General features: G+C 72.5%; 22 protein-coding genes and 2 pseudogenes. 8 read left to right on the top strand and 16 right to left on the bottom strand.

Going from position 1 to position 21,977, the window contains the following annotated elements; all coding sequences use genetic code 11:
* Positions 1 to 380: pseudogene (locus tag AC2W7J_RS04545) on the bottom strand (hypothetical protein); the annotation flags it as partial.
* Positions 381 to 458: 78 nt separating this feature from the next.
* Between AC2W7J_RS04545 and AC2W7J_RS04540 the strand changes: the two are divergent.
* Genes AC2W7J_RS04540 through pheA form a run of 3 tightly spaced genes read left to right on the top strand, consistent with a single transcriptional unit; the run spans position 459 to position 3,068 of the window.
* Positions 459 to 1,697, top strand: coding sequence for a glycosyltransferase family 87 protein (locus tag AC2W7J_RS04540; protein ID WP_485981592.1), 1,239 nt, complete (start codon positions 459 to 461; stop codon positions 1,695 to 1,697).
* Positions 1,698 to 1,701: 4 nt separating this feature from the next.
* Entirely contained in the window at positions 1,702 to 2,109 is a 408-nt protein-coding gene (locus AC2W7J_RS04535; protein ID WP_485981591.1) for a DUF4446 family protein, read from the top strand.
* Positions 2,110 to 2,135: 26 nt separating this feature from the next.
* The gene (gene pheA, locus AC2W7J_RS04530) at positions 2,136 to 3,068 is read left to right on the top strand and encodes a prephenate dehydratase (RefSeq protein ID WP_255184924.1); all 933 of its coding nucleotides are present in this window, start codon (positions 2,136 to 2,138) and stop codon (positions 3,066 to 3,068) included.
* 311 nt (positions 3,069 to 3,379) lie between these two features.
* Here pheA and AC2W7J_RS04525 read toward each other — a convergent pair whose 3' ends face one another.
* From AC2W7J_RS04525 to AC2W7J_RS04490, 8 genes are all read right to left on the bottom strand, one after another.
* The gene (locus AC2W7J_RS04525; RefSeq protein WP_485981590.1) at positions 3,380 to 3,892 is read right to left on the bottom strand and encodes an alpha/beta hydrolase fold domain-containing protein; all 513 of its coding nucleotides are present in this window, start codon (positions 3,890 to 3,892) and stop codon (positions 3,380 to 3,382) included.
* Positions 3,807 to 4,079: an alpha/beta hydrolase fold domain-containing protein gene (locus AC2W7J_RS04520; protein ID WP_485981596.1), complete on the bottom strand. Its 273-nt coding sequence runs from the start codon at positions 4,077 to 4,079 to the stop codon at positions 3,807 to 3,809. The genes AC2W7J_RS04525 and AC2W7J_RS04520 overlap by 86 nt, the downstream gene beginning before the upstream one ends.
* Positions 4,080 to 4,190: 111 nt before the next feature.
* Complete coding sequence (locus tag AC2W7J_RS04515) at positions 4,191 to 4,397, bottom strand: hypothetical protein (RefSeq protein ID WP_485981589.1); 207 nt, start codon at positions 4,395 to 4,397, stop codon at positions 4,191 to 4,193.
* The gene (locus tag AC2W7J_RS04510) at positions 4,394 to 5,422 is read right to left on the bottom strand and encodes a 1-acyl-sn-glycerol-3-phosphate acyltransferase (RefSeq protein WP_255184922.1); all 1,029 of its coding nucleotides are present in this window, start codon (positions 5,420 to 5,422) and stop codon (positions 4,394 to 4,396) included. Before AC2W7J_RS04510 ends, AC2W7J_RS04515 begins: the two co-directional genes overlap by 4 nt.
* Complete coding sequence (locus AC2W7J_RS04505) at positions 5,419 to 6,246, bottom strand: patatin-like phospholipase family protein (protein ID WP_485981588.1); 828 nt, start codon at positions 6,244 to 6,246, stop codon at positions 5,419 to 5,421. The genes AC2W7J_RS04510 and AC2W7J_RS04505 overlap by 4 nt, the downstream gene beginning before the upstream one ends.
* 10 nt (positions 6,247 to 6,256) lie before the next feature.
* Positions 6,257 to 7,327 (bottom strand): transglutaminase family protein, encoded by a 1,071-nt coding sequence (locus AC2W7J_RS04500; protein ID WP_485981587.1) that lies wholly within the window; start codon positions 7,325 to 7,327, stop codon positions 6,257 to 6,259.
* Positions 7,324 to 9,918 carry a circularly permuted type 2 ATP-grasp protein gene (locus AC2W7J_RS04495; RefSeq protein ID WP_485981586.1) on the bottom strand — a complete coding sequence of 865 codons (2,595 nt, stop codon included), beginning with the start codon at positions 9,916 to 9,918 and terminating at the stop codon, positions 7,324 to 7,326. The genes AC2W7J_RS04500 and AC2W7J_RS04495 overlap by 4 nt, the downstream gene beginning before the upstream one ends.
* A 146-nt stretch (positions 9,919 to 10,064) precedes the next feature.
* On the bottom strand, positions 10,065 to 11,273 hold the full coding sequence (locus AC2W7J_RS04490) for an endonuclease/exonuclease/phosphatase family protein (protein WP_485981585.1): 1,209 nt from the start codon (positions 11,271 to 11,273) through the stop codon (positions 10,065 to 10,067).
* Positions 11,274 to 11,429: 156 nt separating this feature from the next.
* Between AC2W7J_RS04490 and AC2W7J_RS04485 the strand changes: the two genes are divergently transcribed.
* Positions 11,430 to 12,011 carry a winged helix-turn-helix domain-containing protein gene (locus tag AC2W7J_RS04485; RefSeq protein WP_485981584.1) on the top strand — a complete coding sequence of 194 codons (582 nt, stop codon included), beginning with the start codon at positions 11,430 to 11,432 and terminating at the stop codon, positions 12,009 to 12,011.
* Entirely contained in the window at positions 12,008 to 13,312 is a 1,305-nt protein-coding gene (locus tag AC2W7J_RS04480) for an MFS transporter (RefSeq protein WP_485981583.1), read from the top strand. The genes AC2W7J_RS04485 and AC2W7J_RS04480 overlap by 4 nt, the downstream gene beginning before the upstream one ends.
* A gap of 43 nt (positions 13,313 to 13,355) precedes the next feature.
* On the opposite strand, the gene AC2W7J_RS04475 is transcribed toward AC2W7J_RS04480, so the two are convergent.
* From AC2W7J_RS04475 to AC2W7J_RS04455, 5 genes and pseudogenes are all read right to left on the bottom strand, one after another.
* On the bottom strand, positions 13,356 to 14,519 hold the full coding sequence (locus AC2W7J_RS04475; protein ID WP_485981595.1) for an acyl-CoA dehydrogenase family protein: 1,164 nt from the start codon (positions 14,517 to 14,519) through the stop codon (positions 13,356 to 13,358).
* Positions 14,520 to 14,542: 23 nt separating this feature from the next.
* Positions 14,543 to 14,830: a CoA transferase gene (locus AC2W7J_RS04470; protein ID WP_485981594.1), complete on the bottom strand. Its 288-nt coding sequence runs from the start codon at positions 14,828 to 14,830 to the stop codon at positions 14,543 to 14,545.
* 85 nt (positions 14,831 to 14,915) lie between these two features.
* Positions 14,916 to 15,287, bottom strand: a pseudogene (locus AC2W7J_RS04465) (CoA transferase); the annotation flags it as partial.
* Positions 15,288 to 15,388: 101 nt separating this feature from the next.
* Positions 15,389 to 17,506 (bottom strand): 3-hydroxyacyl-CoA dehydrogenase NAD-binding domain-containing protein, encoded by a 2,118-nt coding sequence (locus AC2W7J_RS04460; RefSeq protein ID WP_485981593.1) that lies wholly within the window; start codon positions 17,504 to 17,506, stop codon positions 15,389 to 15,391.
* Entirely contained in the window at positions 17,415 to 18,818 is a 1,404-nt protein-coding gene (locus AC2W7J_RS04455) for an acetyl-CoA C-acetyltransferase (protein ID WP_485981582.1), read from the bottom strand. Before AC2W7J_RS04455 ends, AC2W7J_RS04460 begins: the two co-directional genes overlap by 92 nt.
* A 114-nt stretch (positions 18,819 to 18,932) precedes the next feature.
* Here AC2W7J_RS04455 and AC2W7J_RS04450 point away from each other — a divergent pair, with 114 nt between their 5' ends.
* On the top strand, positions 18,933 to 19,505 hold the full coding sequence (locus tag AC2W7J_RS04450; RefSeq protein WP_485981581.1) for a TetR/AcrR family transcriptional regulator: 573 nt from the start codon (positions 18,933 to 18,935) through the stop codon (positions 19,503 to 19,505).
* A 104-nt stretch (positions 19,506 to 19,609) separates the two neighbouring features.
* Here AC2W7J_RS04450 and AC2W7J_RS04445 read toward each other — a convergent pair whose 3' ends face one another.
* On the bottom strand, positions 19,610 to 19,747 hold the full coding sequence (locus AC2W7J_RS04445) for a hypothetical protein (protein WP_164513539.1): 138 nt from the start codon (positions 19,745 to 19,747) through the stop codon (positions 19,610 to 19,612).
* Between the two features lie 69 nt (positions 19,748 to 19,816).
* On the opposite strand from AC2W7J_RS04445, the gene AC2W7J_RS04440 reads away from it, so the two are divergent.
* Entirely contained in the window at positions 19,817 to 20,365 is a 549-nt protein-coding gene (locus AC2W7J_RS04440; RefSeq protein WP_485981580.1) for an NYN domain-containing protein, read from the top strand.
* Between the two features lie 15 nt (positions 20,366 to 20,380).
* Positions 20,381 to 20,980, top strand: coding sequence for a dihydrofolate reductase family protein (locus AC2W7J_RS04435; protein WP_255184910.1), 600 nt, complete (start codon positions 20,381 to 20,383; stop codon positions 20,978 to 20,980).
* A gap of 34 nt (positions 20,981 to 21,014) precedes the next feature.
* On the opposite strand, the gene AC2W7J_RS04430 is transcribed toward AC2W7J_RS04435, so the two are convergent.
* Complete coding sequence (locus AC2W7J_RS04430; RefSeq protein WP_485981579.1) at positions 21,015 to 21,788, bottom strand: hypothetical protein; 774 nt, start codon at positions 21,786 to 21,788, stop codon at positions 21,015 to 21,017.
* Between the last annotated feature and the right edge of the window lie 189 nt (positions 21,789 to 21,977).

Here is a 21,977-nt window from a genome sequence, read left to right as displayed (position 1 = left end):
CGCCGGGGTCGGACCGCAGCTCGGCCGCGGGTGACGTCGCGGGGCTCGGCCGCCCGGGTGCCCGCGGACAGGCCGAGCCAGCCGTCGGTCGGGCAGGAGGTGAAGTACGTCGAGCGGACGTTGAGGTTGGCGACGGCCGCCCCCTCGGCGAAGTTCGTGATCGCCGGCGCCCGCTCCGCGGTCACGTCCTTCCACGACAGGCCGGGCGCCCCGATGACGATGACATCGCGCGCCCCGGCCTCCACCCCGCTCACGTCTCGCTCGCTCTCTTGACGAAGGGAGTGCGCCCCCACCGGCCCCGCGGCGAGCCCGACGAGGACGAGCACGGCCAGCAGGAGGGCGAGCGCACCCCGACGACGAAGGTGCGAGCCGCTGACCATGGACCCACCGTAGTGACCGGCGGCGCCGACCCGGACGACCTGCGGCGTGGGCGCGTGGCGGTCGGACACAATGGCCGCATGCGCCGCCTGAGCCGCCCCCACCTCCTCCTCGGGGTCGTGCTCTTCGTGCTCATCGCGGCCTGGCCCGTGGCGAAGTTCCTCGTCTTCTTCCCCCAGGACCAGTGGCAGGTCGACGTGCAGGTCTACCGCGAGGGCGGCCTGTCGATCCTCCAGGGGCGCGACATCTACGCGCAGATGACCCAGCCACCGCAGCTGCTGCCCTTCACCTACCCGCCCATCGCGGCCTTCCTCTCGGTGCCGCTCGCGCTCGTCCCCTTCGCGGTCGCGGCGTGGGGCTGGACCATCGCCCAGCTCCTCGCCGACGTCGCGATCGTGTGGTTCGCCTGGTACCGGCTGCGCGAGCGGGTCGGGGTGTGGGCGCCGGTGCTCGTCGGGGTCGTCGCCGCGGGCTTCCTGTGGACCCAGCCGGTCGGCGACGGGATCCGCTTCGCACAGGTCAACGCCTTCCTCGTCCTCGCCTGCCTGCTCGACCTGCAGCGTCCCCGGCAGCGGTGGCTCATGACGGTCCCGCCGGGCGTGCTCGTCGGCCTCGCGATGGCGATCAAGCTGACGCCCGGCGTCTTCGTCATCCACTACCTGCTCAACAGGCGCTGGCGCGAGGCCGGCTGGGCGGTCGGCACGGCGACCTTCGTCTCGCTCGCCGCGTGGTTCGTCCTGCCGCAGGCCTCCTTCGCCTTCTGGGGCGGGGCGCTGTCGGACCCGACGCGGCTGGGGCCCAACGACGGCTCGGCCAACCAGTCCTTCCGCGCGACCCTGCTGCGCCGCGGGATCGCCGACGGGCCCGAGCTGCTCCTCGCCTGGGCGCCGTGGCTCCTCGTCATGGGTGTCGTCGTCTTCTGGGTCGCCCGGCGGGCGTACCGGCAGGGCGACTGGGTCGCCGAGGCGGCGGCGGTCGGCTCGCCGGCTTCCTGCTCTCGCCCGTCTCGTGGGTGCACCACCTGCACTGGATCATGGTCGTCGTCCCGGCGATCCTCGGCCCGGCGGTCGCCCGCTGGCGACGCCCGGACTGGCCCCGCGTCGGGGCTGCGGCCGTCGTCGTCGCGTGGTTCGTCTGCACGATGCCCTTCTGGGGCGTGCTGTGGAAGCGCGAGATGCGCCAGCCCACCTGGGTCGGCGACCTGCTCGTCGAGGGCAATGTCATCGGCAGCGTCGTCGTCCTCGCGCTGCTCGCGTGGGCGGTCCGGCGCACGGACCGTGAGATGCCGGCCACGGCACCCGAGCCGGCGCCTAGGGTGACGGCATGACCGCCGTCGAGATCGCCCTGCTGTGCGGGCTGGTCGTCGCGCTGGCGGTCGCCGCCGTCGCGCTCGCCGCATCCCGGCGGCTCGCGGCGCGGGTCGCCGAGCTCGAGCACCGGTCGCCGGTCGGTGAAGGTGACCTCGCCTCCCTTCGTCACGACATCGCGCAGGCCCTGCGGCATGTGGCCGTCGTGCGCTACGACGCCTTCGGCGACATGGGCGGACGGCTGAGCTTCTCCGCCGCGATCATCGATGACGCCGGCGACGGGCTCGTCGTCAGCAGCATCCACGGGCGCGGCGAGTCGCGGACCTATGCCAAGGGCGTCGTCGGTGGCGATGCCGACGCCACCCTCACCCCCGAGGAGCGCCAGGCGCTCGCCGCGGCCCGCACCGGGTCACCGGACGCCTGACCCCCTTCGTCCATCCAGGAGGAGACATGACCCGCTACGCCTACCTCGGTCCCGAGGGCACCTTCACCCAGCAGGCGCTGCTGTCGTGGGTCGGCGCCGCGGAGCACGAGCAGGTGCCGCTCGGGTCGGTCGACGCGGCCCTCGAGGCGCTGCGCTCCGGTGACGTCGACGCGGCGGTCGTGCCGATCGAGAACAGCGTCGAAGGGGGTGTCTCAGCCACCCTCGACGCCCTCGCCTCGGGCGACCCTCTAATCGTCGTGGGCGAGGTGCTGGTGCCGATCACCTTCGTCGCGTGCGGTCGGCCCGGCACGAGCCTGGCCGCGGCCCGCGCCATCGGCACCCACAGCCATGCCTGGGCGCAGGTGCGGGGGTGGGCCGCCCGCACGGCGCCGCAGGCGATCTACGTGCCGACGCTGTCGACCGCGTCGGCGGCCAAGGACCTCGCCGAGCACCCCGACGACCTCGGCTACGAGGTTGCCGTCTGCGCGCCGATCGCGGCGGAGCACTTCGGCCTCGAGGTGCTCGCCCACGACATCGGTGACATGACCAATGCGGTGACCCGCTTCGTGATCGTCTCCCGGCCCGACTGGCTGCCGGCGCCGACCGGGCGCGACAAGACGACCGTCGTGCTCTACCAGCGCAGCGACCGGGCCGGCGGCCTGCTCGAGCTGCTCGAGCAGTTCGCCGTGCGGGGCATCAACATGACCCGGCTGGAGTCCCGGCCCACGAAGGAGTCGATGGGCTCCTACTGCTTCTCGATCGACCTCGAGGGGCACGTGCAGGACGAACGGGTCGGGGCCGCGCTGATGAGCCTGCACCGGGTGTGCGCCGACGTCCGCTTCCTCGGGTCCTACCCCGCGGCCGCCGACACCCCGATCTCGGTCGACCCGATCACGAGCGACGCGGCCTTCGTCGCCGCGCGGCAATGGCTCGACCGGCTGCGCCGGCTGGGGGGCTGACGGGCTGACGCGGGGAGGTCGTCCCGGCTGCGCGCGCAGAAGCCGTTGCTCCGTGCGACGAACCAGCCGGTGGGCGGGAGCATCACGCCCGGCCTCCACCCCCTACGCCACTGCTCCGTACGACGAGCCACCCGCGTGCCCAAGGTACGGAGCAACGGCGTAGCGCACCGACCAGCCCCACATGCGTGCGTGGCCATCCCGCGTGCTCAGAGCACGGAGCAGCGGCGTAGCGCGCCATACGGCCCGCATGGACACCCGCGGCCAAGGCCCCGCCGGCTGCGAGCCCATACGCCGTTGCTCCGTACGACGGGTCACCCCTTCCGCGCCAGCAGCTCCTCGCACCAGTCGAGCAGCCGGGCCATCAGCGCGGCCGACTCCGGCAGCCGCGCGTCGGAGAGGTACGAGTGCCACAGCCCTTCGGCGAGCACGAGGTCGGCCTCGCCACCGGCGGCCCGCCAGGCGGTGTGGATCCGCGCGGTGTCCGAGAGGAAGAGGTCGCGCGTGCCGGTCGTGAAGATCGCCGGCGGCAGCGTCTCGCCCGACCAGTCCGCGTGCACCGGCGAGACGAGCGGGTCGAGCAGGTCGGCCCGCCCGGCATAGGCCCGCGCGAAGCGCTCCTGCTGCCCGCGCCACCGCAGGTAGGCGTCACGGCCTTCGTTGACGCGATAGGAGTCACCCTCCCCCGCCAGATCGCCGAAGGGGGTCAGCCCCACCACCCCGAGGGGCAGCGGCAGGTCGTCACCTGCCGCACGCCGCTCCCGGATCCGTTGCAGCACACCGAGGGCGAGGTTGGCCCCGGCCGGAGACCCCGCCGAGGCACGCACCCGCGGCCCGCGGCTCGCGCACCCCGGCCTCGGTAGGGCGGTCCAGGCAGTGCTCGAGCGCCACCGGGAAGCGCGCCTCCGGCGCGAGCGGGTACTCGACCGAGACGACCGGACGCCCGAGCCCGGCGGCCAGCCGCAGCCCGGTCCCGTCACGTGCCGACCCCCAGCAGAAGCCGCCCCCGTGCACCCACAGCACCCACGCCTCCGCCCGCCCGGCCTCGCCCTCACAACTCTGCAAAACCCTAGGGTTTTGCAGAGTTGTGTCCGGCGCCCCGGCCAGTGCCCCCGGCGACCGTCATCACCAGGTCGCCGCGGGCGTCCGGGCGACGTGCACGCTCAGGGCCGCACGATCGGTCTCGAAGCCCGCGAGTCGGGCGTCGGCCCCCTTCGTCCGCAGCCAGCGGGTGATCCGGGGCGTGAGCGGCCACCGGTGCACCCGGTTGTCCGCCTCGGCCGCGGCGGCCACCGCCACCGAGCTCACCGTCGGCGGGAACCACGGCTTCACAGGTGCTCGCGTCCGCTGATGCGCGTATCGACCCAGTGGTTGACCTCGCCCCACCGCGCGTCGAGCCACTCGGCGACCTCGTCGCCGTCGGTCGGCACGTCCTCGCTGCGATAGGTGCGGCCGCGGATGAGCAGCCGGTTGCGGAAGGGCACGGCGCGGATCACGGCGCCCGGCCCGGAGATCATGTCGAGCCCGGTGTGCGAGATGACCATGACGTCGGCGTCCGGCGCGTGCTGGCGCATCGACGCGACGCCGCGGGAGCGCGCCTCGAGCACCCAGGGCCGCGCCACGGCGGTCGCCAGCCGGTCGGCCTCACCCTGCTCGCGCAGCTTGCGCACCTGGTCCTCGTGACGCTCGCGGGTCCAGTTGCGCCCCTCGGGGAAGATGAGCATCGCGTCCTTGGCCGAGAGGGTCGAGGCGAGGGTGGCGACCCCCTTCGTCCGGTCGTCGCCGGCACCGGAGCGCGACGGCACGAAGTAGGAGTCCAGCCGCTGCAGCACCATGGCGATGCCCGGGTCCCAGAGCATCGCGTCGGCGAGGACGATCCGCGGGATCCGCCCGGCCGTGCCCGCGAGCAGCCAGGCGATGGCGAGCGAGTCGGCGGGCCCGGCATGCCGGGAGATGACGACGAGCGGGTGGCCGGGGCGTCCCACGGTCATCTCACCCTCGATCTCGATGTGGAAGCCGACGACCTTCTTGGCCGTGTAGAGCACGTTGTTGAGCGCCCGCTGGATCAGCGCGAGGTGGTCGGCGTCCCAGGTCGGGCTCGTGCCGCGCGGCGAGCGCAACCGCAGGTACCAGCACTCGACGACGAGACCGATGTCCTCCCACATGACGTAGACCGTGAGGAAGAGACAGCGCAGCAGCGCCAGGTGCCGGTCCCACGGCCACAGCAGGAGCAGGAAGGGCGCGACGATGCAGAAGAGCAGCGACATGACGATGCCGAAGAGCGGGTAGATCGCCTGCAGGACGATCCGCAGCCACAGCGGCGGTGCCCCGAGCGAAGGGAGGGCACTGACCCTCATCGCGTGGTCCCGTCGAGGTAGGCGCTCGTCGCGTCGAAGGCGCGGGCCATGCGGTCCTCGACCTTGGCCACCGTCCCGCGGCCGAGCGGCACCGAGGTCGTCGGCGCCTTGTCGGTCCCGCTCGGCAGCACATGCAGGCGCACCGAGTCGGGCACCTCGGCGATCTCCTCGACGAAGCGGTGCCGTCGGGCGATCTCGAAGGCGACGAGCCCGACGTCGAGGGGGTTGGTCGGCGCGGAGAGCAGCTGCTCGACCCGGCCCACCTGCAGCACGTGGATCTCGGTGGCGCCCAGGGCGATCGCGCGCCCGACGGGGATCGAGTGCACGAGCCCGCCGTCGTAGTAGTGCGCGCCGTCGATCTCGACGGGCGCGAAGAGCCCCGGGACGGCACAGCTGGCGGCCACGGCGGTGGCGATCGGCCCGGAGGTGAACCACCGCGAGGCGGAGCTCTCGATCTCGGCGGCGACGCACTGGAAGGGCACCGGCAGGTCCTCGACGAGGTCGACGCCCAGGTGGCGCTCGACGAGCCCCGGGATCAGGCCCGGGCGCATGACGTGGGTGCCGTAGCGCGCGAAGCGGGCGGCCTGGCGCACCGGATTTTCGCTCATCTCGCCGGAGCGGACGACGTCACGCCACAGCTCCTCGAGCCGGGCGACCCCCTCGGCCGTCGGGTCGGCGGCGACGAAGGCGCCGTTGACCGAGCCGATGCTCGTGCCGACGACCAGGTCGGGGGTGATGCCCGCGGCGAGGAGCGCGCGCAGCATGCCGACCTGGGTGGCTCCGAGGACACCGCCTCCGCCGAGGACGAAGGCGGTCATGGACATGGGCGTCAGATTACTGGGCGGGGGTGTCGGCCCGCGGGTCGGAGCCGTCCTGGGGGATGACGTCGACGCCGACCTTGAGGCTGGAGCCACCCCCTTCGCCGAAGATCACGCCCTTGAGCGGGGAGACGTCGCGGAAGTCGCGCCCCCACCCCGTGACGATGTAGCGCGAGTCGGCGAAATGGTTGTTCGTCGGGTCGAGGTCGACCCAGTCGCCGTCGGGCGTCATCGCCGAGACCCAGGCGTGCGAGGCGTCGGAGCCCTGGAGCTTGACCTTGCCCGGGGCCGGGCGGGTCTCGATGTAGCCCGAGACGTAGCGGCCGGGGATGCCGACGGCGCGCAGGCAGCCGGCGGCGAGGTGGGCAAAGTCCTGGCAGACACCTTCGCGCTGGGCGAGCAGCTCGGGCAGCGTCGTCTTGACGCTCGTCGTGCCCTTGGCATAGCGGAAGTCGCGGTAGATGTCGGCGTAGAGGGCAACGAGCGCCTCGCCGAGGGGTCGGTCCGGCGGCAGGATGCCGGCGGAGTAGGCGACGACCTCGGGCGCGATCTCGACGAGCGCGGAGGGCAGCAGGTACTGCGCCGCCTCGGCCCGGTCGAGGCCGTCACCGGCGGCGATGAGCTCGGCCGCCTCGGCGACGGTCCACCGGTTGAGCCGGTCCATGTCCGGCGCCGGCCACTCGATCTCCATGAGGCTCACCTTGTGCACGTCGAGCACCGTGTGCGGCGTGCGCACCTCGTAGAAGCTCGAGTGGTTGCCGAAGTGGTCGACGTGCTCGGTGAGGATGTGCGGCTCGGGCGTGATCTCGACGGTGTGCTCGAGGACGCGCTGCTGCTCGGTCTCGCGCGGGCGCAGCAGCGCCCGGCCGAAGGAGTCGGTGACGTACTCCTCGTAGGTGTAGGTCGTGCGGTGGCGCACCTCGTACTGACGAAGGGTGTGGTGCTCCGGCTTGATGACGGGGACCGTGGGGTCGCCGGTGGCGACCGGCTCAGGAGCCGGCGGCCGCTCGGGGACGGCCGACTCCCCCTTCGGCTTGACGACGTCGGGGCTGGACTGGTCGACAGGAGGCTGCTCGTCGGTGCTCACCAGGTCTCCTCCCCGCCGTTCCACTGCACCCACTGGACGTTGCGGCCCGGGGACTTGCGCTGGAAGTAGGCCCGGTCGATGGCGCCGTGCGTCTCGCGCAGGTCGGTGCCGAGGCGGGTGAGCAGGCGCACGAGCGGCGTGCGGCTGTCGACGAAGAGCGTGTCGAGGTCGAGCCCGGCGAGCTGCTCGGCGACGGCCCGGGCGAGCGGCAGCGCCTGCTCGTCCTCGATGAGCTCGAGGTCCTCGACGAGCCGGTCGATCTGGAAGGCGACCGACCGCGGGTTCGTCGGGTCGCGCAGCAGCAGGTCGAGGGCGGCCTGGACCGCCGACATCGACCCCAGCCCGGCGGTGAGCCGGCGGCGATAGGTGATGACCGACTCGGCGGCGAGCAGCGCGGCCTCGGTCGTCGTGCCCTCGACGACCGGCGTGCGCTCGACGGCGATGACCGAGGCGAGCAGGCGGATCGTCTGCTGGGCGCGCTCGATGCGCTTGCCCGCGTCGGCGAAGGCCCACGCCGGGTCGCGCACGAGCGACTCCACGCCGATGCCGGCGAGCGCGAGCAGGCCCTCGATGGTCTCCATGAGCAGCTCCTGCAGGTCGTCCTCCGGGACGGCGTGCTGCAGGGTCCGCTCGAGGCGCGACATGACGAGCCAGGTGTCGAGGGAGAGGCTCTCGCGCACCGCCTGGGCGGCGATGACGGCCCGGTGGGTGGCATAGGCGACCGAGCCGACGACCCGCGGGTCGAGGGTGAGCTCCCGCAGGTGACGAAGGGGGTCCTGCCGCCGCTCCTCGGCGTCCTCACCGAGGAATCCGGGCCGCACGGCCATGACCTCGGTGACCGCACCGAGGATCGCGAGCATCGCGGCGTGGCCGGTCGTGCCGGGGCGGGCGGCGTGGTCGTCGACGAGGTTGTCGGCGACGCGCAGCAGGCGGGCGGCGGCCTCCGCGCGCTCGGCGTAGCGGCCCATCCAGTAGAGGTCGGCGGCGACGCGGGGCGCCGGCGCGGCGTAGTGGGCGGCGGCGGTGCCCTCGAGCAGGCTCGTGACGGTGAGCTCCTCGCCCGCGCCGCGCGGGGCCTCGCTGTCGACGCGGACCCACACGTCCTTGCTCATCGCACCGGTGAGGCTGGAGATCTCGCCGGAGTCGGCGCGCACCGAGACGCGGCCGAGCCCGCCGGGCATGACGGCGTAGTCCTCCTCGTCGGCGACGGCGAAGGTGCGCAGCACGACGTGGCGGGGCTCGAGGCCACCAGCGGTGACGACCGGGGCGGTCGACATCGTCAGGGGGTCCTGCGCGGTCCAGCGCCACGGCTCGGCCTGGATGCGCATCGCGAGGTCGTCGCGCTCCTGCGCGCTCAGCTGCCAGCCGAAGATCGAGTTCGTCGCGCCGCTGCGCGAGGCCGGCTTGACGACGAGGCTGCCGAGCTGGGTGACGATGTGGCTCAGGTGGGTCGGCTCGCCGGCCCACCACGTCTGGGTCGAGGCGAGGAGGAGGTCCTCGCCGAGCACCTGCCGGCAGATCTGCGGCAGATAGGGGATGAGCGCCGGGTTCTCGAGCACGCCCGACGAGATCGGGTTGACGACCGAGACGTTGCCCAGGCGTGCGGCCTCGACGAGACCGGGCAGGCCGAGGCGGGAGTCGCCGCGCAGGTCGAGCTGGTCGATGACCATGGAGTCGACCCGTCGCATGATGACGTCGACCGGGGAGAGGCCCGAGGTCGTGCGCATCCAGATCCGCCCGTCGCGGCTGACGAGGTCCTCGGACTCGACGACGGGCACACCGAGCACGGTCGACTGCAGGGCCTCGTCGAAGGCGGCGTCGCTCAGCGCGCCGGGAGTGAGGATGACGACGCGCGGCACGTCGTCGGTCTCGGGGGCGGCGGCGACGAGGGCGCGCTGCACCTGGAAGAAGAATCCGCGCAGCCGGGCGAGGTCGACCTGGCGGTGCAGGTCGGGCAGGACGCGCGCGATGATCCGGCGGTTGGCCATCGCATAGCCGGCGCCGCTCGGCGCCTGGGTGCGGTCGGCGAAGACCCGCCAGGTGCCGTTGCGGTCTCGGGCGAGGTCCATCGCCGGCATGACGAGCTGGCGGGGTCCGGGCACGCGGATGCCGTCGGCCTGCGGGAGCCAGCCGTCGTGGCCGTAGACCGCGGCGCCGGGCACGATGCCCTCGCGCACGAGCCGCTGCTCGCCGCTGAGGTCGGTGAGCACGGCGTCGAGCAGCGCGGCCCGCTGGCGCACCCCCCGCTCCAGGCCCGCCCACTCCGTGGGGCCGAAGGTCAGCGGCAGCGGGTCGAGCTCCCACTCGCGGGGCTCGGTCGGGATCTGCCGCCCCTCGGTGCTCGCGTCCTCGTCGGGGGTGTAGCTCGCGCCGTAGGTGATGCCGTCGTCGGCGACGAAGCGGCGCGCCGCCGCGCGGGCCGCGAGCAGGGAGGTCAGCCCGGCCTGCCCGACCTGGTCGGCGAGCGGCTGGGAGGCCTCACGGACCCCGTCGAGCGTGACGAGCTCGTCGACACCCTCGCTGCTCGTGACGACTTCGCGGTAGGCGTCGATCAGGCCGGAGGAGGTCTCTGCGCTCGCCGCTGCGGACATGTGGCGACACTAACGCGCCCGTCCCCCCGCCCCAACAAACTGTGGCTGGCTACACCTGCGAGCGTCAGCCACGGCACGTGCTGTGGCTGACCACCCGAGGTGTAGCCAGCCACAGTTCGTGCGAAGGGGAGGGCAGCCCCGGCTGGTCAGCCCCGGCCGTGCCCCCGGGCGAACTTCGTGTCGACCCACACCAGGCGGTGATCGCTCGTCGGGAAGGGATAGGTGCCGGTGAGTCGGTACAGCGGGCTGTCGCTCGTCGGCCAGAAGACGCCGGCATCCCGGATCGGCAGGTCGCGGCTGGGGAGGACGTAGTCGGCGCGGATGTTGCCCGGCGGCTCGGCGAAGTCGGCCGTGTCCTGCGCCGGGTCGCCGACGTGCTCGTCGTTGATCCCGCCCTGCTGCTCGCTCGCCTCGACGGCGCCGTCGCTCGTCGGCGTCTTCGAGGTGTTGACCCGCGGGTGGTCGAGCAGCTGGTGGATCGCGTTGTCGGTGCTGTCGCCGTCGTCGGGGTCGGCGTTCTGGTCGCCCGCGATGACGAAGCCGGCCCCCCGCGGGAGGCCACCTCGCCCCCCTTCGTCGTCCCGGATCCAGCGCGCGTCCCTGCCGCCGGAGACGTAGTCCGCCCAGAAGCGGATCTCGTCGGCGTTGCGCCGCCCGTTGCGGTCCTCGGGCCCGTCGAAGGTGGGCGGCGTAGGGTGGCTCGTGAGGACGTGGACGGTCCGGGTGCCGATGCGGATCGGCAGGTCCCAGTGGCTTTTGCTGCTCAGCCGCAGGTCGGCCTGCTCGGCGGGCGAGTACCAGTCGGTGGGTATGCGGTTGCCGGGCATGTCCTGCCACTTCTGCAGCTGGAAGGTGCGCACCTTGGCGGTGTCGATCGGGTACTTGCTGTAGACGACCATGCCGTACTGCCCGGGGAAGAGCCCGAAGCCGTAGGCGTCGTCGCCCCCGCCGACGGTCCCGTCGTTGTTGAGGTCGTGCCCGCTCGGCACGCCCGTGTTGCTCGGCGCGATGTAGTGGTAGGGGTAGTCCACGGGGTCGGCGCCGCGCTGGCCGACGGCCAGGTAGTTGTCGCGGAAGAGGCGAGCGGCCTTGCGGGAGTAGTCGAACTCGTTGACCAGCACGACATCGGGGTCGACCCGCTGGATCGTCTCGGCGACATTGCGCGCCTGCTCGTTGTCACCCGCCGACAGGTCCCGCTCGAGCTGCCCCTCGGTGGCCCGGTTGAGCGAGGCGTTGAAGGTCGCGAAGCGCACCTCCTCGGGCCCGGGGCGGGCGGCGGTGGCCGGGGCAGCCAGGGTCAGGGCGAGGGCAGCGGCTCCGGCGAGCGCGCCGGCCGTGCGGATGCGTGGCGTCATGCGCCCGACGCTAGGGCCGAAGGGAGAACGCCGCCTGACGAGCACACGAACACCTCTCCCCGCCCTACCGGTCCCTGAGGAGCTTGCGCAGCAAGCGTCTCGAAGGGACGCAAGCATTTCTTTGCAAACAAACCTTTGCGGTCTACGATGCCTTTCATGGACCCCGTCACCCCCGACGTCACCCAGCTGCGGGCGCTGACCCACCCGGTGCGCATGCGCATCCTCGGTCTGCTCCGCACGCTCGGGCCGGCGACGGCCAGCCAGGTCGCCCGCCGCCTCGGCCTCAACTCGGGCGCGACGAGCTATCACCTGCGGCAGCTGGCGGAGCACGGCTTCGTCGAGGAGGCGAGCGACCTCGGCAACAACCGCGAGCGGTGGTGGCGGGCGAGCGCGATGACGACCTCCGTCCGCGACGACGATGTCACGACGGACGATGGGAGGGACGCCACCGACGCCTTCCACCAGCTCGCGGTGACGCACTCCGCGGCCCGGATGCAGGCATCCGCCGCCCGGCGGAGCAGCGAGAGCGACCAGTGGCGTCCGCTCACCTCGGTGAGCGACCTGCAGGTGCCGGTGACCGTCGAGCAGGCGGCCGTGATCCAGTCCCGCTTCGAGCAGCTGCTGTGGGAGGTGCTGGCGGAGTTCCCCCCGACCCCGGGGGACCTCCCGCCCGACCAGCGCCGCTACTCCGTCATCGTGGCGAGCTTCCCCGACGACACCCCGTGGGAGTCCCGATGACCGAGCCCCTCTCCCCCACCGCCGCCCGCCGGGTCTTCCTCACCCTGACGACGACCCGCTGGCTGCCGATCGGCTTCGTCGTCGGGATCCTCGTGCTGTGGATGCTCGAGCGGGGCCTCACCCTGCCGCAGACGCTGACCGCCATGTCCGTCATCGGCTTCGTGGTCCTCGCGCTCGAGCTGCCGACCTCGGGCTTCGCCGACGCGCTCGGACGACGACCGGTGCTCATCGCGGCGGCCCTGGCCAATGTCGCCTCGCTCTTCGCCTTCCTCTTGGCCGACTCCTTCGCCGGCTTCGTCGTGGTCGCCGTGCTCATGGGGATCTTCCGCGCGCTGGACTCGGGGCCCCTGGAGGCCTGGTACGTCGACACCGTGCACCGGACCGAGCCCGGGGCCGACGTCGACCAGGACCTCTCGCGCGCCGGGACCGTCGTCGGGCTCGGCATGGCCGCCAGCTCGGTCGTCTCCGGCGGGCTCGTCGCCTGGCACCCGGTCTCCTCCCACTCGGCGCTGTGGCTGCCGGTCCTCATCTGCGCCGTCCTCTCGGTGGTGCACCTCGTGGCCGTCGTCGTCCTCCTGCGTGAGCCGGTCGTCCACCTGGACTCGACCGGCTGGTCACGGGCCGTGGCCTCGGCCAAGGAGACCCCGGGCGTCATCGCCTCCGGGCTGGCGCTCGTCCGGGACAACCCCGTGCTGCGGGGGCTCGTGCTGCTCGAGTGCTTCTGGTCCACGGCGATGATCGGGATGGAAAACCTCACCCCGGTGCGCATGGCCGAGCTGCTCGGCGGCGAGGACCACGCGGGCGTCATCATGGGGCCGCTCGCCGCCGGAGCCTGGGCGGTCTTCGCCCTCGGCGCGCGGATCTCCGGGTGGCTCTCGGCGCGCTGGGGCGTGGCCCGTGCGGCCATCATCGGCCGCGTGGCGCACAGCCTGCTCAGCGTGACGCTCGCCCTGGCCATCGGCCCGGTCGGGCTGGTCGTCGCCCACCTGCTGGCCTACACCGGCCACGGGGTGCAGGGCCCCGCCTACAACACGCTGCTGCACCGCGAGGCCAGCGCGAAGAACCGGGCCACCGTGCTGTCGCTGGCCTCGATGTGCGGCTTCGGCGCCTTCTCGGTGGCCATGCCACTCGTCGGCCTGCTCGCCGACGCGACGTCGACCTCGGTCGCCATGGCCGTCTCCGGAGCCTTCGGCCTCGGGGGCGTCTGGTGCCTGCTGCCGGCCCTGCGCGCCGAGCGTCGCCGCCCTTCGCTCGCTGAGGCCGCTCCTGCCGGCCGAGCCGAGGTGCCCACGACCGAATAGGCGGACCCGGATACCTCGACCCGCCAGCAGCGGCGCCGGGGCCTCACAGGGTCCGCGAGATGAGCTCCTTCATGATCTCGTTGGTCCCGCCGTAGATCTTCTGCACGCGCGCGCCGGCGTAGAGGCGGGCGATGGGGTACTCGAGCATGTAGCCGTAGCCGCCGAAGAGCTGCAGGCACCGGTCGATGACCTCGCACTGGACGTCGGTCGTCCAGTACTTCGCCCGCGAGGCGGTCGCGGCGTCGAGCCTGCCGTCGATGTGCAGGGCGACGCAGTGGTCGAGGAAGGTGCGCGCCGCCATGACGTCGGTCGAGACCTCGGCGAGGGTGAAGCGCGTGTTCTGGAAGGCGCTGATCGGCTTGCCGAAGGCGGTGCGCTCCTTGGTGTACGCCACCGCGAGGTCCACGGCGAGCTCGGCGGAGGCCACCGCGCCGACGGCGATCGCCAGCCGCTCCTGCGGCAGCTGCATCATCAGCTGGTAGAAGCCCTGCCCCTCCTCCTCGCCGAGCAGGTTGGCCACGGGCACCCGCATGTCGGTGAAGGCCAGCTCGCGCGTGTCCTGCCCGTGCTGACCGACCTTCTGCAGCACCCGCCCGCGCTCGAAGCCCTCGAGACCGTCGACCTCGGCCACGATGAGCGAGATCCCTTGCGCCCCTTCGCCGCCCGTGCGCGCGACGACCACGACGAGACCGGCGTGCGAGGAGTTGGTGATGAAGGTCTTCGACCCGTTGATGACGTAGTGGTCGCCCTCGCGCCGGGCCGTGGTCTTGACGGCTTGCAGGTCCGACCCGGTGCCCGGCTCGGTCATCGCGATGGCGCCGACGAGCTCGCCAGAGGCCATCCGCGGCAGCCAGCGCTGCTTCTGCTCCTCGGACCCGTAGGCGAGCAGGTAGTGCGCGACGATCGACGAGTGCACGGAGTAGCCGAAGGCGTCGTCGCCGGCCCGCCCCTGCTCCCACATCACGGCCGCCTCGTGGGCGAAGCTGCCGCCACCGCCGCCGTACTCCTGCGGGATCGAGATGCACAGCAGGCCCGCGGCCCCCGCGGCCAGCCAGGTCTCCTTGTCGACCTGGTGCTGCTCGGCGAAGCGCTCCGCGTGCGGCGTCACCTCCCGCTCGAAGAAGGTGCGGGCGAGGGTGAGCACGTCGGCCACCTCGTCCTGCATCCACGGGGAGACATAGGGCTGGGGCATGAGGATCTCGGGCATCGTTGCCTTCCGGTCGGGGTCGGTCAGCTGGAGCGAAGGGGGGCGAGCGGCACGTCGTGCTCCGCCGCCCAGGAGGCCCACTCGTCGGCCGTGCGGGTGCCGAAGACCTCCGCCAGCCGCTCGCGAGTCAGCTCCTCGGGCGCGATCCCGAGGGCCTCGACGACCCTCGTCGCGAAGTGCGGCTCGAGCGCGGCGAGCGCGATCGGCCGGTCGGCGGAGTCGTAGACGGCGTAGACCGGCAGGCCGCCGCCGAGCAGGCCACCCGGCGCGGTGAGCCCGTGCCGCCGCGGGCCGGCGATGGTGTGGGACACGTCCGACAGGGCCACCTCGCGGCGCACGCCCTCGCCCCGTGCGGGACCGGGCCACGAGCGCGGCCGCCGCCTCCGCCGCCGCCCGCTCCGACCCCGCGAGGTCGACGACGAGAGTGGCGGGCATGCCCCCTTCGCCGAGCAGTCCGGTCACGGCCTGGTAGGTGAGGTCGTGCCCGGGGGTCTCCGCCTCGTCGCCGGGGTGGCCGACGATGTCGACCTGACAGACCTGCGGGTGCCGCGCGTGCACGGACTCGAAGTCGAGCCCGAGCCGCCGCAGCGCCGACGGCCGCGAGCTCGTGACGAAGACGTCTGCGGCAGAGAGGAGCTCGTCGACCTCGGCCCGGCCGGCATCGGACTTCAGGTCGACCCGACGCACCTCCTGACCGACGTGCAGCTCGTCGTAGTAGTCCTTGGCGAACTGCTCCATCGGGTCACCACCCGGGGGCAGGACCGTCACGACGCTCGCCCCCTGCCCGGCCAGCCGCGCGACGGCGGCCGGCCCGGGGCAGGTTGATGGCGATCGAGACGACGCGGACGCCGGTCAGGGGGCCGGTCACGTCAGGCCTGGTCGACGAGGGTGCCGGCGGCGACGCGGCCGCGCAGCCACTCCGTCGGGCGGAAGCGCTCGCCGTAGGTGTCGGCGAGCTCGTCCGCACGGGCCACGAAGCCCGCCAGGCCGCCCTCGTAGTTCGTCATGAAGGTCGCCGGACCACCGGTGTGCGGCGGGAAGCCGATGCCGAAGATGCCGCCGATGTTGGCCGACGGGGTGTCGGTGAGCACGCCGTCCTCGAAGCAGCCCGCGGTCTCCAGCGCCATGATGAAGAGGTAGCGGTCCTGCAGATCACGAAGGGGGACCTGCGTCCCCTTCGCGAAGCGCTCGCGCAGACCGGGCCACAGGACCTTGGGCCCGTCGGCCGGGTAGTCGTACATGCCGGCGCCGGCGGCGCGGCCCTTGCGGCCCTCCGCGACCATCGTGTCGATGAGCTCCTCGCCCGGACCCTTGGGCAGGGTCTTGCCCTCCGCGGCCGCGGCCTTGTCGGCCTCGGCGCGGATGTGCTGGGTGAGGGTCAGCGAGACCTCGTCGAGCATCGCCAGCGGCGGCGCGGGGAATCCCGCCGTCGTCGCGGCCCGCTCGACGACCATCGGGTCGATGCCCTCGGCGACCGCGACCGCGCCCTCGAGGATCAGCGTGCCGAAGACCCGGCTGGTGTAGAAGCCGCGACCGTCGCCGACGACGACCGGGATCTTGCGGATCTGCTGGACGATGTCGATCGCGCGGGCGGTCGCCTCGTCGGAGGTCTGCTCGCCACGGATGATCTCGACGAGCTGCATCTTGTCCACCGGGGAGAAGAAGTGCAGGCCGATGAAGTCCTTCGGCCGGCTGGAGAACTCCTGCAGCGAGGTGATCGGCAGGGTCGAGGTGTTGGAGCACAGCAGGGTGTCCGGTCCGACGACCGCCTCGACCTCGGCGAAGACCTGCTTCTTGAGGTCGTAGTCCTCGAAGACCGCCTCGATGACCGCGTCGACACCGGCGAGGTCGTTGACGTCCGCGGTCGGCGTAATACGGGCGAGCACGGCGTCGGCCTTGGCCTGGTCCATCTTGCCGCGCTCCACGCGCTTGGCGAGCAGCTTCTCGGTGTAGCCCTTGCCCTTCTGCGCGCCCTCGATCGAGACGTCCTTGAGGACGACCTCGATGCCCGACATGGCGGCGGAGTAGGCGATGCCGGCGCCCATCATCCCGGCGCCGAGGACCCCGACCTTGCCGACCTGACGGCGCTCGACGCCCTCGGGGCGCAGCTTGCCGCTGTTGATCGCCTGCAGGTCGAAGAAGAAGGCCTGGATCATCGCGGTCGACTCGCGGCCCGCCGCGAGCTCGGTGATGTAGCGCGACTCGATCCGGCTCGCGGTGTCGAAGTCGACCTGCGAGCCCTCGACGGCCGCGGCGAGGATCGCGCGGGGCGACTTCGTCGGGGCACCCTTGAGCGTCTTGCGCAGGTTGGCGGGGAAGGCGGGGAGGTTCGCGGCGAACTTCGGGACCGACGGGGTGCCGCCCGGGATCTTGTAGCCCTTGGCGTCCCAGGGCTTCACGGCCGCGGTCTCGTCGTCCTGGTGCTCGCGGATCCAGGCCTTCGCGGCCGGCACGAGCTCCTCGCGGGTGGCGACGAGCTGGTCGACGACCCCCTTCGCGTGGGCCTGCGCCGGGGCGTACTGCTGGCCCTGCAGCAGCCAGCCCATGAGGGCCTCCTGGATGCCGAGCATCCGCACGAGGCGGGTGACGCCGCCGCCGCCGGGCAGCAGACCGAGCGTGACCTCGGGCAGGCCGAGCTTGACCTTGGGGTCGTCGACGGCGATGCGGTGGTGGGTCGCGAGCGCGAGCTCGAGGCCGCCGCCGAGCGCGGCGCCGTTGATCACTGCGACGACCGGCTTGCCGAGCTGCTCGAGGCGACGCAGCTGCGACTTGATGCCCTCGATGCCGGTGAAGAACTCACCGGCGGTCTCGGCGGTGACCGACTGCAGGTCGGTGAGGTTGCCGCCGGCGAAGAAGGTCTTCTTGGCGGAGGCGAGGACGACGCCGGCGATCTCGTCACGCTCGGCCTCGAGGCGGTCGACGGTCTCGCCCATCGCCCGGACATAGGTGTCGTTCATCGTGTTGGCGCCCGCACCGGGGTCGTCCATCGTCAGCGTGACGATGCCCTCGTCGTCGCGCTCGTAGCGGATCATGTTCTCGCTCATGGCTTCTCGTGCTTCCTGTCCGTGACGAAGGGGGGTCAGACGCGCTCGACGATCGTGGCGACACCCATGCCGCCGCCGATGCAGAGGGTGGCGATGCCGCGCTCGAGGTCGCGCGCTCCAGCTCGTCGACGAGGGTGCCGAGGATCATCGCGCCCGTGGCGCCGAGCGGGTGGCCCATGGCGATCGCGCCGCCGTTGACGTTGGTCTGCTCCTCGCTCCAGCCCATGTCGCGCATGAGCTTGAGGGCGACGGCGGCGAAGGCCTCGTTGATCTCGACGAGGTCGATGTCGCTGGCCTTCATGCCGACCCGGTCGAGGGCCTTGCGGCACGACGGGGCGGGACCGGTGAGCATGATCGTCGGCTCGGAGCCGATGACCGCGGTGGAGACGATGCGGGCGCGGGGGGTCAGGCCCATCTCCTGGCCGACGCGCTCGTTGCCGACGAGGAGCAGCGCGGCGCCGTCGACGATGCCGGAGGAGTTGCCGGCGTGGTGCACGTGGTTGATCGCGTCGACGTGCGGGTACTTCTCGGTGGCGACGAAGTCGAAGCCACCCTGCTCACCCATCGCGGCGAAGGAGGGACGCAGCCCACCGAGCGACTCGGCGGTCGTCCCGGGGCGGATCGTCTCGTCGCGGTCGAGGATCGTGATGCCGCTGGCGTCCTTGACGGGGATGACGCTCTTGTCGAAGTAGCCGCCCTCCCAGGCAGCAGCCGCACGGGCGTGGGACTGCGCGGCGAAGCGGTCGACCTCCGCGCGGTCGTAGCCCTCGATCGTCGCGATGAGGTCGGCGCTGATGCCCTGCGGGACGAAGTCCGTCTCGAGCGCCGTGCGCGGGTCCATCGCCCACGCGCCACCGTCGCTGCCCATCGGCACGCGCGACATCGACTCGACGCCACCGGCGATGAGCAGGTCCTCGAAGCCGGAGCGCACCCGCGCCGCGACCTGGTTGACCGCCTCGAGGCCGGAGCCGCAGAAGCGGTTGAGCTGCACGCCCGCCACCGGCTCGGGGTAGCCGGCCTTGAGCGCGGCGATGCGCGGCAGGACCGCGCCCTGGTCGCCGACCGGCGAGACGATGCCCATGACGAGGTCGTCGACCTGCGCGGCGTCGAGGCCGGGGTTGCGCTCCCGGATCGCCTGCAGGAGACCGACGGTCAGGTCGATCGGCTTGACCTCGTGGAGGGAGCCGGAGGACTTGCCCTTCCCTCGGGGCGTGCGGACGGCGTCGTAGATGATCGCCTGGGGCTGCTCGGGCATGGGCCGGCTCCTTCGCGGGTCACTGCTGGGGTTCGCCTCGCACCCTACGCAGCCGTTGAACACATGTGCAATGGTGGGTCGACTTGTTCACCGTCACAGCGAAGGGGGGACCCCGTGGGTTCACGAGAAGGCGCCGCCGGCGACACCAGCACGCGGATCCGGGACGCGGCACTGGCGCTCTTCGCCGAGCGGGGAGTCGCCGCGACGAGCCTGCGCGAGGTCGCCCGCTCCGCCGGGGTCGCCCCCGGCCTCGTCGGCCACTACTTCGGAAGCAAGGACGGGCTGCAGGAGGCAGTCGAGGACGCGGTCGTCGGGCTCTTCCGTGACGCCCTCGGGTCGGTGCCGCTCGACGGCCCGGTGGACGACGTCGTCGCCGGGCGCGATGCCGCGGTCAACGCGATGTTCCTGGCCAACCCGCACACCGTCGACTACCTGCGCCGGGTCGTCGTCACCCCGGGCGCCGGCGACGGGCGCCTCGTGCGCAAGCTGCTCGACGAGCAGATCGTCCAGACGCAGACGCTGCGCGACCACGGCATCGGCGCCAGCCGCAATCCCGTCACCGAGCAGGCGGTCCGCGTGCTCGTCCGCCAGCTCGGCACCTGGCTGCTCCAGCCGGCCCTCGGCCGGCTCTGGGACCTCTCCGGCGCCGAGGGCCCGCCCCCCGAGGTCCGCATCACCCTCCGCTGACCGTCACCCAACTCTGCAAAACCCTAGGGTTTTGCGCAGTTGCGTCGCGTGAACCCTGCAGGACCCTAGGGTTTTGCAGGGTTGGAGGTCAGGGGCGAAGGGCGTCAGGCGTTGGGGTCGGCGTTCTCCGGGCACTGGCACCACTGGTCGGCGGGTACCTGCGCCCGGACCTGGGCCACGTGCTCACCGCAGCCGCTCCACGTCGTCTTGCCGCACTGCTGGCACCGGACCGGCATGCACACGAGCGGTCACTCCCCTTCGTCATCCTGGCGCCGGCGACGTGCCGGCCCCTCTCACAGTAGGGTCCGATCATGGCCGATCGCACCACCTACCTCCTCGTCGACGGGGAAAACATCGACGCCACGCTCGGGGTCTCCGTCCTCGGGCGGCGCCCGGAGCCGCAGGAGCGTCCGCGGTGGAACACGCTGCTCGACTACACCGAGGCGGTGTGGGACCAGCCGGTCAAGGGGCTCTTCTTCCTCGCCGTCGCCGGTGAGCTGCCGGCCTCCTTCGTGCAGGCGCTGCTCGCCATGGGCTACCGGCCGGTGCCGCTGCGCGGCGAGGGCAAGGTCGTCGACATCGCGATCCAGCGCACAGCCGAGGCCCTCCTCGAGCGTGACGCCGACGTCATGCTCGTCAGCCACGACAACGACTTCACCCCGCAGATGGAGGCGCTGGCCCAGGACGAAGGGCGGCGGCTCGGCGTCGTCGGCTTCGGCGAGTTCATGGCGGGCGGCCTGCGGCAGGTCGACGGCGTGGAGTTCTTCGACCTCGAGTACGACGTGTCGGCCTTCAAGAGCCGGCTGCCGCGGGTGCGGGTCATCGAGATCGACGAGTTCGACCCGCTCGAGTTCATCTGACGAAAGGGCCCCGCCGTGGGCATCGTGTACTCCGACATCGCCGTCTCCGCCGACGGCTTCGCCGCGGGGCCGCGGCAGAGCGAGGCCTCGCCCATGGGCGAGATCGAGGAGGGCGCGCTCCACGCCTGGATGTTCGAGGGTTACGAGGACAACCGGGCGGAGGTCGACGCGATCGTCGATTCGGGCGCGACGATCATGGGCCGCAACATGTTCGGCCCGGTCCGCGGCGAGTGGGACCGTGACTGGCGGGGGTGGTGGGGCGACGAGCCGCCGTACCACGGGCCGGTCTTCGTGCTGACGCACTTCGCCCACGAGCCGATCGAGATGCAGGGCGGCACGACCTTCCACTTCGTCACCGACGGCATCGAGTCCGCGCTCGAGCGCGCCCGGGCGGCCGCTGGCGAGCGCAACATCTCCGTCGCCGGAGGGGCGAGCACGGTCAACCAGTTCCTCGCCGCCGGGCTGCTCGACGAGCTGCGGCTGCACGTCACGTCGAGCATCCTCGGGGCCGGCGAACGGATCTTCGACGGGGTGCCGCCGCAGACCCTCGAGCGCGTCTCGGTCCGGGCCACGCCACTCGTCACCCACATGACCTACCGGCCCGTGCGGGGCTGAGCGGGCGCGCCCTTCGCGGCGCTGAGGTCACCCGTCAGGGGTGCTTCGCGTCGGCCGCGCGGTCGAGCAGGTACCAGTCGCCGAGCGGCGTGGCGAGCGCCTCGGCCGCCTGCTCCTCGGTGACGAGCTTGCGGTCCAGCAGGACCGAGACGATCTCCTGCCTCTCGTCGAGCAGCGTCTGCTGGTCGGCCTGCGGCAGCCGGCGGAAGCCCTCGGCCCGAGCCGCCCACCGGGCCTCGTCGGGGCTGCCCGGCCGCGACGCCACCAGCATGAGGACGAGGGCGACGGCACCCAGGACGAGGGTCGCCCCGATGGGCACGGCGACCGCCGCGTAGTCCTCCGGCGGCAGCAACGAGTGGAACCACCACAGCGAGAGCGCCGAGCAGATGATCGCCAGGGCCGAGAAGCCCGTCCACGTGCCGGCGCTATGCCGCCCCCACCGGGACCACTCGACGAGGGTCCACACCTGACCGATCGCGGCGAGGGTGAAGACGATCAGCGCCATCCCCCGCAGCCCGTCGCCCGCGAAGCCGTACGACTCCATGACCGACTGGTCGGGTCCCCCGGGGTTGCCCAGCGGGAGCAGCAGACCGCCGAAGGGGGCGATGAGGCACAGCGCCCGCAGGCACCCGCCGAGCATCTCCGCCCACACGCCGCCCTTGAGCAGCGGCGCCTCCCATCGCTGGAGGTGCTCCAGCGATCCCCAGCTCACCCCGTCGGCGAAGCCGTTGACACGAGCCGCCTTCACCGCCCCGCTCACCTGCGGCTCGTCCGCCTGCTCCGGCTCTGCCCCCGCGTCCTGCGTCATGCCGGCCAGCCTGCCACGGCCGGTCTGGGTCGAGGCCCGCTGCGTCCCCCCTTGCCCGTTACGGTCGAGGACATGACGGCAGGGGACGGCAGCAGGGGGCCCGGCGCGCGCCTCGCCGGCCTGGCCGACGACGAGAGGGGTGCGTGTGGCTGGCGCAGCGGGGGCGACGGCGCGCCGCGCCGCCGCTGA

This window comes from Janibacter sp. CFPM2_SD2 (assembly GCF_057364645.1).
Note: the sequence above shows the minus strand (reverse complement) of the source record. Positions and strands in the feature narration are given on the sequence as shown.

What these genes read in the sequence shown, in the direction of transcription:
- AC2W7J_RS04540 (WP_485981592.1), top strand. Translation starts at nt 459, where the DNA reads ATGCGCCGCCTGAGCCGCCCCCACCTCCTCCTCGGGGTCGTGCTCTTC.
- AC2W7J_RS04535 (WP_485981591.1), top strand. Translation starts at nt 1,702, where the DNA reads ATGACCGCCGTCGAGATCGCCCTGCTGTGCGGGCTGGTCGTCGCGCTG.
- pheA (WP_255184924.1), top strand. Translation starts at nt 2,136, where the DNA reads ATGACCCGCTACGCCTACCTCGGTCCCGAGGGCACCTTCACCCAGCAG.
- AC2W7J_RS04510 (WP_255184922.1), bottom strand. Translation starts at nt 5,422, where the DNA reads ATGAGGGTCAGTGCCCTCCCTTCGCTCGGGGCACCGCCGCTGTGGCTG.
- AC2W7J_RS04505 (WP_485981588.1), bottom strand. Translation starts at nt 6,246, where the DNA reads ATGTCCATGACCGCCTTCGTCCTCGGCGGAGGCGGTGTCCTCGGAGCC.
- AC2W7J_RS04495 (WP_485981586.1), bottom strand. Translation starts at nt 9,918, where the DNA reads ATGTCCGCAGCGGCGAGCGCAGAGACCTCCTCCGGCCTGATCGACGCC.
- AC2W7J_RS04490 (WP_485981585.1), bottom strand. Translation starts at nt 11,273, where the DNA reads ATGACGCCACGCATCCGCACGGCCGGCGCGCTCGCCGGAGCCGCTGCC.
- AC2W7J_RS04485 (WP_485981584.1), top strand. Translation starts at nt 11,430, where the DNA reads ATGGACCCCGTCACCCCCGACGTCACCCAGCTGCGGGCGCTGACCCAC.
- AC2W7J_RS04480 (WP_485981583.1), top strand. Translation starts at nt 12,008, where the DNA reads ATGACCGAGCCCCTCTCCCCCACCGCCGCCCGCCGGGTCTTCCTCACC.
- AC2W7J_RS04475 (WP_485981595.1), bottom strand. Translation starts at nt 14,519, where the DNA reads ATGCCCGAGATCCTCATGCCCCAGCCCTATGTCTCCCCGTGGATGCAG.
- AC2W7J_RS04460 (WP_485981593.1), bottom strand. Translation starts at nt 17,506, where the DNA reads ATGGACGACCCCGGTGCGGGCGCCAACACGATGAACGACACCTATGTC.
- AC2W7J_RS04455 (WP_485981582.1), bottom strand. Translation starts at nt 18,818, where the DNA reads ATGCCCGAGCAGCCCCAGGCGATCATCTACGACGCCGTCCGCACGCCC.
- AC2W7J_RS04440 (WP_485981580.1), top strand. Translation starts at nt 19,817, where the DNA reads ATGGCCGATCGCACCACCTACCTCCTCGTCGACGGGGAAAACATCGAC.
- AC2W7J_RS04430 (WP_485981579.1), bottom strand. Translation starts at nt 21,788, where the DNA reads ATGACGCAGGACGCGGGGGCAGAGCCGGAGCAGGCGGACGAGCCGCAG.